At 42.0% G+C, this 12968-nt stretch carries 13 protein-coding genes; 1 reads left to right on the forward strand and 12 read right to left on the reverse strand.

The features are described 5' to 3' along the window. Window positions 1-24: 24 nt before the first annotated feature. The 12 genes from ODU55_RS08900 to ODU55_RS08955 all read right to left on the reverse strand — a co-directional run bounded on the left by ODU55_RS08900 (window position 25) and on the right by ODU55_RS08955 (window position 11858). Complete coding sequence (locus ODU55_RS08900) at window positions 25-2676, reverse strand: valine--tRNA ligase (RefSeq protein ID WP_398582589.1); 2652 nt, start codon at window positions 2674-2676, stop codon at window positions 25-27. A gap of 114 nt (window positions 2677-2790) precedes the next feature. Then, window positions 2791-3366: a shikimate kinase gene (locus tag ODU55_RS08905; protein WP_398582590.1), complete on the reverse strand. Its 576-nt coding sequence runs from the start codon at window positions 3364-3366 to the stop codon at window positions 2791-2793. Beyond that, window positions 3363-3752: a VOC family protein gene (locus ODU55_RS08910; RefSeq protein WP_398582591.1), complete on the reverse strand. Its 390-nt coding sequence runs from the start codon at window positions 3750-3752 to the stop codon at window positions 3363-3365. The genes ODU55_RS08905 and ODU55_RS08910 overlap by 4 nt, the downstream gene beginning before the upstream one ends. A 238-nt stretch (window positions 3753-3990) precedes the next feature. Continuing rightward, complete coding sequence (locus ODU55_RS08915; protein ID WP_398582592.1) at window positions 3991-5175, reverse strand: hypothetical protein; 1185 nt, start codon at window positions 5173-5175, stop codon at window positions 3991-3993. 83 nt (window positions 5176-5258) lie between these two features. Next, complete coding sequence (locus ODU55_RS08920; RefSeq protein WP_398582593.1) at window positions 5259-5645, reverse strand: helix-hairpin-helix domain-containing protein; 387 nt, start codon at window positions 5643-5645, stop codon at window positions 5259-5261. Between the two features lie 178 nt (window positions 5646-5823). Further along, on the reverse strand, window positions 5824-6078 hold the full coding sequence (locus ODU55_RS08925) for a DUF1912 family protein (RefSeq protein WP_398582594.1): 255 nt from the start codon (window positions 6076-6078) through the stop codon (window positions 5824-5826). 108 nt (window positions 6079-6186) lie between these two features. Then, window positions 6187-7188 carry an aldose epimerase family protein gene (locus ODU55_RS08930; protein ID WP_398582595.1) on the reverse strand — a complete coding sequence of 334 codons (1002 nt, stop codon included), beginning with the start codon at window positions 7186-7188 and terminating at the stop codon, window positions 6187-6189. A 215-nt stretch (window positions 7189-7403) separates the two neighbouring features. Next, window positions 7404-7805 (reverse strand): PTS sugar transporter subunit IIA, encoded by a 402-nt coding sequence (locus ODU55_RS08935; RefSeq protein WP_398582596.1) that lies wholly within the window; start codon window positions 7803-7805, stop codon window positions 7404-7406. Continuing rightward, on the reverse strand, window positions 7805-8623 hold the full coding sequence (locus ODU55_RS08940) for a PTS system mannose/fructose/sorbose family transporter subunit IID (protein WP_029186359.1): 819 nt from the start codon (window positions 8621-8623) through the stop codon (window positions 7805-7807). The genes ODU55_RS08935 and ODU55_RS08940 overlap by 1 nt, the downstream gene beginning before the upstream one ends. After that, on the reverse strand, window positions 8610-9506 hold the full coding sequence (locus ODU55_RS08945; protein ID WP_398582599.1) for a PTS mannose/fructose/sorbose/N-acetylgalactosamine transporter subunit IIC: 897 nt from the start codon (window positions 9504-9506) through the stop codon (window positions 8610-8612). The genes ODU55_RS08940 and ODU55_RS08945 overlap by 14 nt, the downstream gene beginning before the upstream one ends. Before the next feature lie 38 nt (window positions 9507-9544). Then, window positions 9545-10030 (reverse strand): PTS system mannose/fructose/N-acetylgalactosamine-transporter subunit IIB, encoded by a 486-nt coding sequence (locus ODU55_RS08950; protein WP_398582597.1) that lies wholly within the window; start codon window positions 10028-10030, stop codon window positions 9545-9547. 55 nt (window positions 10031-10085) lie between these two features. After that, a complete protein-coding gene (locus ODU55_RS08955) occupies window positions 10086-11858 on the reverse strand; it encodes a beta-galactosidase family protein (protein WP_398582598.1) in 1773 nt (590 codons plus the stop codon). Between the two features lie 219 nt (window positions 11859-12077). On the opposite strand from ODU55_RS08955, the gene ODU55_RS08960 reads away from it, so the two are divergent. After that, a complete protein-coding gene (locus tag ODU55_RS08960; RefSeq protein WP_015646515.1) occupies window positions 12078-12788 on the forward strand; it encodes a GntR family transcriptional regulator in 711 nt (236 codons plus the stop codon). Window positions 12789-12968 lie beyond the last annotated feature (180 nt).

Raw genomic sequence — 12968 nt, forward strand, 5'->3', positions numbered from 1 at the left:
TCAAATGTCATCAAATTTTATCAGTTACCCCACCAACTTCTTCATCTCTTCAATCCGCGCTACTGTCGCATCATATTTGGCTTGGTAGTCGGCTTGTTTTTCTTTTTCTTTTTCAACGACTTCTGGTTTGGCGTTGGCGATGAAGCGTTCGTTGCTGAGTTTTTTGCCGACCATGTCTAGTTCTTTTTGCCATTTGGCGAGTTCTTTGTCTAGACGAGCCAACTCTTCTTCGACGTTGAGGAGGTCTGCTAGTGGCAAGAAGATTTCAGCACCGGTGATAACGGCTGACATGGCTAATTCTGGTGCAGCGATACTTGAGCTAATTTCCAGATACTCTGGATTTGTAAAGCGTCGGATGTAGTTTTCATTTGCCTTGAAGAAGGCTTCAAGCTCGCTATCTGCCGTCTTAATCAAAATGGTAATCGGCTTAGATGGCGCAACATTCACTTCTGCTCTGCTATTTCGCACCGAACGAATCAAGTCCTTAAGGCTTTCCACTCCTTTATGGGCTTCCGCATTTTCAAATGCTGGGTTAACCACAGGGTAAGCCGCCACTACGATAGAACCCTCTGCGTACTGGGCGAAGATCTCTTCCGTCACAAACGGCATGATTGGGTGGAGGAGGCGAAGGATTTGGTCCAGCGTGTAGAGAAGGACAGAGCGGGTCATGACTTTCTCAGCCTCGTTGTCGCTGTAAAGCACTTCCTTGGTCAGCTCGACATACCAATTGGCGAACTCTTCCCAGATGAAGTTGTAGAGGATGTGACCAGCCACACCAAACTCGAACTTGTCGAAGTTTTCAGTGACTTTGGCAATGGTTTCGTTAAGATTGTGGAGAATCCAGCGGTCCGTCACGTTGCCAGCCTCACCAGCTGCGACTTTGGCGACATTCTCACGTGCCGCATCCAAGGTCAAACCTTCATTGTTCATGAGGATATAGCGGGAAATGTTCCAAATCTTGTTAATGAAGTTCCAAGATGCGTCCATTTTCTCATAAGAGAAGCGAACATCTTGACCAGGGGCAGAGCCATTTGACAGGAACCAACGCAAAGCGTCCGCACCGTATTTCTCGATGACATCCATTGGATCGATACCATTTCCGAGCGACTTGGACATCTTGCGACCTTCTTCATCACGGATCAAACCGTGGATCAGCACGTTCTTGAATGGCTGACGGCCTGTGAACTCAAGCGATTGGAAAATCATCCGTGACACCCAGAAGAAGATGATGTCGTAGCCTGTTACCAAGGTTGAAGTTGGGAAGTAACGCTGGAAGTCCGCCGCGTTTTCGTCAGGCCAGCCCATGGTTGAGAATGGCCAAAGGGCAGAGCTGAACCAGGTGTCTAGGACATCCTCATCCTGTACCCAACCGTCACCTGCTGGAGCCTCTTCTCCGACGTACATTTCGCCAGATTCGTTATACCATGCTGGAATCTGATGACCCCACCAAAGCTGACGCGAAATCACCCAGTCGTGTACATTTTCCATCCATTGTAGGAAGGTATCGTTGAAACGTGGTGGGTAAAATTCTACCTTATCAGCTGTGTCTTGGTTGGCAATGGCATTCTTTGCCAGTTGATCCATTTTAACAAACCATTGGGTTGACAAGCGTGGCTCAACTACCACACCTGTACGCTCAGAGTGTCCAACGGAATGCACACGGTTTTCGATTTCCACAAGGGCACCCAGTTCTTGCAACTTAGCAACCGTTGCCTTACGGGCTTCAAAGCGGTCCATACCTGCAAATTCACCTGCGAGCTCGTTCATAGTACCATCATCGTTCATGACATTGACTTGTGGCAGATTGTGGCGTTGACCGACAAGGAAGTCATTTGGATCGTGGGCAGGTGTAATTTTCACAACCCCTGTACCAAATTCTGGATCTGCGTGCTCATCCGCAACGATTGGGATTGGCTTGTTGACGATTGGCAGGATAACGTTTTTGCCAATCAAGTCCTTGTAACGTGGGTCTTCTGGGTTAACCGCAACCGCAACATCACCGAACATAGTTTCAGGACGAGTTGTCGCAACTTGCAGAGCACGAGATCCGTCTTCCAACATGTAATTCATGTGGTAGAAGGCACCTTCGACATCCTTGTGAATAACTTCGATATCAGAAAGAGCTGTGCGAGCCGCTGGGTCCCAGTTGATGATAAATTCGCCACGGTAGATCCAGCCTTTTTTGTAGAGTTCTACAAAGACCTTGCGAACAGCTTTTGACAAGCCCTCGTCCAGCGTGAAGCGGTCACGTTGGTAGTCCAAAGACAGACCCAACTTGCCCCACTGCTCACGAATGGTCGCTGCGTACTCATCCTTCCATTCCCAGACTTTGTCGAGGAATTTTTCACGACCAAGATCATAACGGGTCACGCCTTGCTCACGCAAGCGTTCCTCAACCTTAGCCTGAGTGGCAATCCCCGCGTGGTCCATACCTGGAAGCCAGAGGGTATCAAAGCCCTGCATGCGTTTTTGACGGATGATGATGTCTTGAAGGGTGGTATCCCAAGCGTGTCCCAAGTGCAACTTACCAGTTACGTTTGGCGGCGGAATGACGATAGAATAAGGCTTAGCCTCCGCATCGCCTGACGGCTTAAAGACATCTTGGTCCAACCAAGTTTGGTAACGACCAGCCTCAACCTCGGCTGGATTGTATTTTGGTGATAATTCTTTTGACATTATTTTTTCTCCTTTAGTATTCTTTAAGAAAATTGGCTTATACTATCTCCAAGCTAGAAATAGCCCAATTCTTTTTCATATAATCTCCTAGAAATAGTCAGTCCTTCGGGCTGGCTATTTCGTTTGTTCTTGCTCAAGCTCTTCCATTTTTTGGATAATCAGTTGAGCAACTTCATTAGCAGTGAGGTGGGTATTATTAATTTTGAGATAATGCTGAATGCCCTCTGGAATGCCTAACGAGGTATACTGACATGTATCAGCTGTAGAAAGAATCTCAGCCTCTGAAACTTCAATGTTTCGTTTCAAAGGTTTATGGGTCAGTCGATTTTCTGTCCGATTACGCCGCAGACGTTCTTCTAAAGCAGTTTCCAATTCAACAAATAAAATTTCCTGACCATGATGATGAAAAATCGTCTGAACTGTTGTAAGGAATTGAACATCTATTGGATTTTTAAAATTAATCAAGGCAGTTCCGATTAGTGGGCGGTTTGACCTAGCAAATACATCATAAACAGCAAATGTAATACGTGTATTGAGGTCAAACATATCCTCAGAAAATTCAGGGATAAATCGTAGGCTAAAATCAATCGAATCGTGATTATGAAAGAGGGTCATCCCTGTCAATTTCGCAACTTCCTGCCCAATGGTCATCTTGCCTGAAGCTTGTGCTCCAATAATAATTAGATTCATCCTTCCTCCCCCACCAACTCTATCTTAATCCCATCTGGGTCTTCTAGATATAGTGCATAGTGGTTTGGTCCTCCTGCATGGGGATAGCGGTCGTCGTAAAGCAACTTGACTCGTCTGGTCAAAAATTCCTTCCGCCATTGGTCAATCTTATCTGGTGTTCCCGCATGAAAGGCTAGATGATTGAGACCAGTGCAGCACCGGTGATAGCCTACCCCTAGGAAGTCCTCTGGCGTTTGGACAAAGACCAGGTACTGCTCTGCTTTTTTATAAGATAGCCCTTTATCCCACTCCTGATAGAGCGAGTAGCCCAACTTGGTCAGGAGAAAGTCGTAAAATGCACACGAAGTTTCCAAGTCAGAAACGTAAATTTCAACATGATGTAGCATATCTTCTCCTTTCCAAATGAAAAAATCCCTGCCTAGACTTGCTAGACAGGGACGAAGTTATTCCGCGGTACCACCCTTGTTCAGATAGATTATCTGCACTTTGCTTATTCGATTCACATCATCAGCAACCAGTTTTGACATTTGTGCGGATTTCTCAGTACCACCGCTTCCTGTGACAAATGGGGCTCAAAACACCTCTGAATGGCTTTATTCTATCAAAATATTTAGAAAAAAGCAATCAATTCTCTTTTTTGAAAACAACACCATTTTCCTTTAATTTTTTAACTGTTCCTGGACCGATTCCTTTTATGGACAATATTTCCTGCTCTGTCTTTTTCTTAAAATCAGCCTTGCTATGTATCCCTCCGTAAAAGAGATTTATTGCTCTTGAATGTCCTATCCCTTCTAAAAATGGTTCTTCCAAAAATTTTCTAAATTTCTTAGGAGAATTTGGCAATGTATTCGCATAGGATTCCGCCAAAGCAACCATTCCCTCAACTAAAAACGGTTTTGTTTCTAAGAACATGGTTGCGGTATTTAAAGCGATATAGATAGAGTGAACCGTGTATGGTTTGTAAAAAGTTAATTGGGTGGACACACTCACAAGATCCAGCCAACTGTCTGATTGAAAGGCCTCAACCGCTTTGCTATTTAAGTCAGCTAAGCGCTTAAACAACTCTTCCGCCTTTGTAAATTTTCCTTGTAATAACTGGGCCATAATTTGATAAACCAAAACGCCATCGTCCTCCCAGTTCTTCTCAAGTGACCACTGATACAGACTTTCGATTTCATCAAATTGATACAAATGAAGATAGGTAGCTAACATGGTATGAAAATAGCCCGGTGGAAATCCTTCCTCAATTTTAGAACGAAGAAGTTCAACCAGTTTTAAGGCTAAATTTGAAAAACCATTGATCAAGTAAATTTCTGTTAAAAAACCAAGCATTTGCAAGACTGACCTAGCCTCAATGGAAAACCAATCGGAATAATCTAGTTCTGCCCATTGTTCAACTATTTCATCTTGTATCACCAGCATTTTCTCTAAGTATGCTCGATCAATCACTCCATCCCCAGTTTCCAACAGTAATTGAAATTTTGCATCCAGATAATGAGGATAAGTTGCAAGCAGTTTTTTTAACTCTCGAATGCGGTGCTTTTTCTGGGATATTTCCATAATCTCCTCGAACCACTCCGTTTCCGCATCCTTACTTCCTGCCGCATACAACAGCTCTCTTAGTTCATCAATATAAAACTCATCATCTGTTACAAAAAATCCTCTAGTCAATTCAAATGCTTTACGCATATCTGTTTGCGACAATTGGCTTAGAGAATTAGGAGATTGAAAATCACTAAACTGTATAATATTATCTCCATTATGTTTAGCGTGTCTCATTTCTTTTTTCCGATTTTTCTTCTTTGCCATTGACTTTTCTCCTTGAATACTCTACATCTATTATAGCAAGAAGACGTAAAAAAACCAACTCATTTCAGTTGGTTTCTATTATTTTAAGCCTTCAACTCAATCCCTTTTTCTTTCAACTGCTTGATGGTTGCAGGACCGATACCTTTAAGAGCCAAGAGCTCTTTTTCTGTATGGTTTGCAAAATCAGCCACAGATTGAATACCTGCTTGGTAGAAGGTTTCCAAACGTGCTGCCGCAATGCCTTCCAACTCAGGAAGTGCCAAAAAATCTTCCAATGAAGTCGCTGAAGAAGTCACCTCTGCTACCACTTCTTTCACTTGTTCCACAGCATGCTCTACTGTCGCCTCAGCCTTGTGAGCAACTGTCTCTATAACCTCTGTCGCTCTTTCAAGACCTACACGGCCTGCACGTTTCAAGTCTGCTAATTGTTTTTTCAATTGTTTTTTTCGATTGATTTTTTTCTTTGCCATGTTAACTCCTTTCTCCTTAGAACCTGTACTCACAAGTAAAGTGCCTATATATAAGAAATAGTTTTTCACTAATCAAGGCCGTTTTTTGAGGAAATACTGACTGTATTTTGAAAAAAACAACGATGAATAGCTGAAGAACTAGCCTTAGATAGAAATGCTGAACTGTGAATATAGTTTCTTAATAATGCCTTTGATCAAAAAACTCATCTGGTAAATCATGAAAACCTTTGCCAGCATGGTAGTTGGCAAATTTCCCTTGAATGAATCGATAGGCATCCAACTTGCTCTCATAACGAATATAAGCATCTGCTGCACGCTCATCTTTATCTTCTTCCAAGACACGACGACTTTCTTCAACCGCCATTTCGTTTACCATGACCTGAGTGTTGACCCAAGCTTCAAATTCTTTTAAAAATTCTTGTTCTTTTGTCATTATTTTCCTCTTTCGCCTGCTTCGATTGAAACACACCGATTTATTATACCATATTTTCTAGAAAACACAAGAAAACCCTAACTGTAACACAGTTAGAGTCCCCATTTTTTACCAAGTAAAACGATAGGTCGTTTTAGACAAAAATTCTTCTCCTTGTTCTAACAAAATCGAACCAAATCCATCGACATTGCACGCATTCGGCAATGCCTGACACTCTAAACTAAAGACACCGTGGTAATAGGCTAAAGCTTCAACAGGAAAATTATATGTATAAATAACGACCGTAGGCTGGTTGGTTTTGACACTGAGTCCAATTTTCCCATCTGGACTCAAAACTTCTACCGGAATATCCACCTCTTCCAATAACCATGGGTGGTCATAGCCTTTTACCAACACATTTTGAGGATATTGGCTATCAAATCCCTGAGCAAAAGGCGCAAAATCTCTAAAATCAAACGGCGTCCCTGTCACATCTTCTAAGACGCCCGTTGGCAGGTTATCCTCCCCAAGCGGAGCATAGTGATTCGCAGCAATTTTAATACGGTGCTCGGCAACTGACCGTTGAAAATCACCAGTCAAGTTGAAATAGATATGGTTGGTCGGATTAAAAATCGTATCCTTATCCGATACAGCCTGGTAGTCAACTGTCAATTCATTTTTATCCGTCAAACCATAAATAGCCTTGACCTGCACATCACCAGGGAAGCCATTGAAACCATCTTTTAGGACAATGCCAAAGGTCACTTGATTATTCTCTTGGTCTAGCTCAACATCCCAATACTGCTCATTTGCCGTGTCAACCCCACCATGCAAGGTACGACCGGGTTCATTTTCTGTGAAATGGTAGCATGTTCCCTTTATCTCAGCTTGGGCACCCGAAATACGACCTGCAACTGGAACAATAGTAGAACCAGGGTACAAATCTGTCTTGCGGTAATCAAGATCTGACCCTGCCGACAAACTAACATTTCGTAAACCGCCATTTTCTTCTACTGGCAGAAGCACTTCCACCACTCTGGCACCAAAATCCGTCAGACTGACCTGCATACCATTTTTATTTTTCAAGCAATAGAGCTTCGCTTTTTCACCAAATATTTTTACTTCAATCATTTCTTTTCCTCATAAGCCAAATGAGGGAGTTACTATTGCAACTCCCTCAGGATACTTAAAGCCTATCAACTATAGAACATTTTATAATTAACGAAAATCAAATCCGTCTGTAACAATCGGCTGAGTTAGCCTCACTCTCTTATTTCTAGGCTCGAGCTTTCTGTGGTCACTTTCTTATTTCAAAGTGACCAGCTGAAACAGTTCACCGAACTGTTTCACTCCTCATCATCGCTATCACTTGTTAGTAGGCTATTGACGTGAACAAGGTTGCTTGTCCCAAATTCTACATAATCCACAGCCTCTCCCAGCAGGACGCCGTTCAAGAAGCCGATAACCATTGGCATGTTCATACCTGCATAGAGGTCAAACTGCCCACCTTCAATCAATTTCCGTGATACGACGTTGGCTGGTGTACCACCCAACAAGTCTGCGAAGACAACGAAATCTTCCAATCCTGCAATTGTTTCTTCAAATTTTTTCTGGAAGTCTTCTGGACCTTCTTCTGGTAATAAAGCTACTGTATAGATGTCCTCTTGAGGACCCATAATCATTTCAGTAGATTTTTTCAACTCCTCGCAGAAGATACCATGACTTACTAATACTAAACTTCTAGCCATTATGCCATACCAAATGCGAAGTGACCGATTGCTGACAAGCAAAGAGCAAGCGCAATGATGATCAAGATAGCCTTGGTAGAGGTCATACCTTTACGACCGAGCAACCAGAATACAAAACCTGTAAAGACAGCTGGAACAAGGCGAGGGAAGATTGTGTTGAGCAAGTCTTGTACATCAATAACTTTCTCACCAATCTGAGGAGCCCAAGTCACTTCAAAATTGATCATAGTCGCAATCAAGGCCCCCATCATGAAGACACCCATTACAGAGGCTGCATCCACAAGAGCAGTCAACTTATCACGCATGGTAGTAATCAACTTAGTACCTTCCTTGTAAGCAACTTCCAACTGTTTCCAACGGAAAATATCATAAGCAACTGCTACAGCAACCCAAAGGAAAATACCAACCGGAGAACCTTCTTTCCCCATAGTCGCTGCTACAGTACCCATGATTGCTGGAACTAAGGATCCAAAGATGGAGTCACCAATTGGGGCAAATGGTCCCATCAAACCAGTTTTAATACCGTTAACCGCATCTTTAGAAGCCACACCGTCACTTTCTTCAAGTGCCAAGTCAATACCTGTGATGATGGTATGGAAAAATGGTGAAGTATTGAAGAACTGAGTATGCAATTTCATCATTTCCTTCAACTCAGGAGTACCATCTCCATACATTTTACGCAATTGTGGCAAAATCATGTAGAGGTAGCCAGATGCCTGCATCCGCTCATAGTTCCAACCAAGTTGGAAAGTGAACAAGCTACGTTTGTTGATTTGATTAAAATCTTCTTTTGTTAATTTGTAATTAGATTTCGTCATCTTCAATTTCCCCACTTTCTGAATGTGATGGAGCAACCACAGTTACTTTTTGGCTATTTTTGAAGTGAAGCACTGAAAGGAATGCACCCACAATAGCGATACCAATCATTGACAAACCTTTGAAGTTATTGACAAAGCTTATGCCTGCATCTTCAGGAAGAGTGCCAACGATACCAGCAACTGCACCACCCAAAGCTGATACGTTACCGTAAAGAACAGTCAACATAGCTGTAAGAGCGAAACCTACCGCCAAGTAGTGAAGGTTACGTTTAAGTGGAAGATAGTGAAGTAAGATTGCAAAACCAAGACCTGGAAGCATACGAGCTGCAAGCGTCAAACCGTTGGCAATCCATTGGTATTGTTCAATAGTCTTAACCATTGCATCTACAAACTCACCACCGAAAGCAAGGGCAAGGAAAACTGGAAGTGCACGAGAAAGTGCCCAAGGAATTGCACCAAGCAGGTAGTTGCGTTCGATACCAGCGTAGTCAAAGCGTTCAATCGCAGCATCTACACGGTGTGCAAAGAAAGTAGTTGAGAAACGACCAGCAATATCTGTATAAACAAGAAGCGCTGCTACTGGAACTGCGATAGTAGATACGGCAAGCTCTGGATCAATACCTTGTGATACTGAGAAAGCTGTTGCAAGAACCGCACCAGAAGTTGCGTCGATACGAGATGCACCACCGAAGGTACCCACACCGAGTACCATCAATTGAAGAGACGCTCCGATTGTCAAACCAGTTGCCATGTCCCCCATGATCAAACCAGTGATGAACCCTGCAAAGATTGGTGAGCCTGCTGACGATACGATGGTCAACTCATCACAAATCTGGTAAGCAGAGTAGAGCGTTAGAAGTAATATTTGCCACCATTGCATAATAGTGATCCTCCTTTAAATTTTTCAAAAATATCCGAATGTTATCTAACCTTATCCAATAATGGCATAAAGTCTTTTGGTGAATCGCCAGGTACCATTTGTGCAAATAATTTTACACCCTTAGCCGCCAAGGCATCGAAATCAGCGATGTCTTTATCAACAACGTTGATAGAACGAGTAACAGAGCGAGTTTCTGGTGATTGTGACATATTCCCTACGTTTAACTCAGGAAGATCTACCCCATATTCAACTAAACGTAAGAAATTTTCTGGACGACGGGCGACAATCAATAGTCGTTGAGTATCGTATTTACCTTCCTTAATGTTATTAGCAGCCTTTTCAATTGGTAAAATTGATAATTTCACACCTGGTGGGCAAGCTAATTTCAAACCTTGTTTTTCAATATCATTTTGAGCAACAGCATCGTCAATAACCATAATCCGACTAATATTTAATTTTGTAGTCCAAAGGTTAGCAACCTGACCGTGAATCAAACGACCGTCAATACGTGTAGCAATAATTGCCATACAGTGTTCTCCTTTTCTTCATAAATCTTTTTGTTAGATGTTCTCTGCAGAACACCTACACTTCTTTATAAACGGGCTCCTGTGAAAAGCTAATCTTGTCTCTATATTGCCCTTCCGTTTCAAAAACGACTATTTCATTAACTCCTTTCTTTAAGTATCCTTTTGGAATATAGAGATAGAGGATTGGACCTTTTTCCCAGAAACGTCCGATATTGACATTATTAACAAATACGACACCCTTACCAAAACCTGTCATGTCTAAGTAAGTGTCTGCCAGCTCTTCCACTTCAAACTGATAGCGATAGAAGGCTGGTTGACCCTCCTGCCACTCTTTCGTGAAATCCAGACCAGAAATATCATCCAGTGGCAATGGATACATATCCCAATTGCCAATATAGTGCAGGTCTGCTATGGCACCACGACCCAACCCTTTAGACTGTGTCGGTGCTGTCAACTTATGACCATAATTGACCCGTCCCATGTTTTCAACCAAGACAGCCAGTTCAACATGGTTGGATGCAAACTCTAGTGCAATGTCTTCACCAATTTCTGTCTGGTATTGTGTGGTAACCAAACGACCATCCGCATAGACTTGAATACGGTCACGCGCATCGATGACACGAATCCGTTCTGCCTCCTCCTTATCCCGCTCTAACTGCGTTCTATAGAGGATATAGCCCGTCGATTGCCCCAGTTCTTCCATATTTTTTGGATAGAAGCTAGAGGAGTAATCGCTTACATTTTCTGCTACAGCAAAGAGGCTTACCTTATCCTTCAAGTTCACACTTGGAAAGGCCTTGGCTTCTTTTACCAGTGGCTCAGCATAGTCCAAATCTGGATAGGTTTCCTTCAAACGTTGTTGCAAAAGATAAAACTTCTTAGTAGGATTTCCAGCTTCATCCAATATAGCATCATAATCATAAGAAGTTACCTGAGGCAAATCAATTTGACCACGAGCAGAGCAACCATTCATGAAACCAAAATTTGTTCCACCATGGAACATGTACAAATTCAAGGAGCCCAATTCGATACATTCCATAACCGAATCAACCATTTCTTCCGGCTCTCTACGAATAATCTCATCGCCCCAACGATTGAACCAACCATCCCAAAATTCCATACACATGAGTGGCCAATTCTTCTGATGTTCATTAAAGAATGCCGTCATATTTGCAAAATTCTCTCTAGCTTTAGAACCAAAGTTTCCTGTTACAAATACATCGTCCTCTATCAGGGTTCCTGCACGTAATGTTGCTCGCCAAGAACCATCCGAGGTAAACAAGGGAGCAGTTAGACCATGTTTACGCATCAAGCCAGCCACCGATCTTAGATACTCCTTCTCCTCACCATAAGAGCCATACTCATTTTCCACTTGGAACATAAGTACATTTCCACCCTGTGCGAGTTGGAGCTTGGCCAATTTAGGAATAAGAGAAGCGTAATATTCATCTAAGTGCTGCAAGTACACCGAATCACTCGAACGTACTCTAAGCTCTTCCTTCATCAACCAAGCAGGGAGGCCACCCCATTCCCACTCCGCACAAATATAAGGGGAAGGACGTACAATTGCATAAAGCCCTAATTCTTGAGCCAATTTCAAAAATCGCTCAATATCCAATATACCCTCGTAACAAAACTCACCCTTTCGAGGTTCATGCATATTCCAAGGGACATAGGTTTCAACCGTATTAAAACCAAGGGCCTTTAAGTTATACAAAGAATGGTACCAATCATCAGGATGGACACGAAAATAATGAATCGCGCCTGATAAAATCTTAAAGGGTTCACCGTCCAAATAAAATTGGTCTCCAATATAAAATTCTTTCATTTCTTCCTCCGATGCAACCGCTTACCTTTCTGTTAATATAATAACACTTATCTGTGGTTATGTCCAGTACTTTTTAAAAATTTTTTACTTTTTTTTACAAATACATCTATTTCATCAGTCAGAAAGGGATTACATCTATTTTTTATGGATTCCGGCTATATTTTTTGATTTTCATAAGCTAATTTAGTATAATGATTCATAGAAAGGAAGGAAATAAGTATGAAAGTACCTAAGTACCAGCTTATACAAAACGACTTACGCCAGCAAATTATCTCTGGCAAATTTGAAAATGGCGACAAATTTTACACAGAATCTGAATTAACAAAACTATTTAACGTTAGTTCTATCACCGTTATTCGTGCAGTAAACGAACTAGTTAAAGACGGCTACCTCGTTCGTCAACAAGGTAAAGGAACCTTTGTATCCCGTTCACGCAAAGGACGTCTTGTAGAATTTTCCGATATTGAGATTTTTCCTATGGATAAGGATAAGGTTACTGTTCTCTCGTGCGAAAAAGGCAATAAACCCGATATCCTTGAAAAACTAAATCTTGACAAGAATGAGTTTTATTATAAAATTGTACGCGTCCGCGCAGCAGAAGACACTCCATACATCTTCCACAATTCATACATCCCTCAACGATATATCCAGAATCCAGATGCTCCACTCGAGCACTATCAATCAATCTATCAACGCTTCAAACTGGACTACAATATCCACATGTCCGAGGAACCATTTGTAGAAACGAATGAAATTGTCAGCCCATGTCCAAAAGAGGTTGCCACTCATTTGAAATTAAAAGCGACTGAACCAGCTGTACTACAAAACAAAACAACTACTAACAGTACTAGCGGTGAAGTGATGGAATATACTGAAACTTACAAACACTGGAAGTATTACAAATTTGAAATTACAGCCAATCATCGCTAAAAAAACGCAGACTAACGTGAACCCACTGAAAAAGTCATCAACTTGATGGCTTTTTTTGCTATACTAGAGTCGAGGTGATTCCTATGCTTGATAATCAAATTCAGTTAGATCTTTTAGTTCCTATTCTCCCCTGTATGATATTGTTGTTCCCAAAAATCATTTTTTACGGCAGCTAACGGA

Source organism: Streptococcus sp. 2022WUSS037, assembly GCF_044427225.1.
In the GTDB taxonomy this organism is placed as follows: domain Bacteria; phylum Bacillota; class Bacilli; order Lactobacillales; family Streptococcaceae; genus Streptococcus.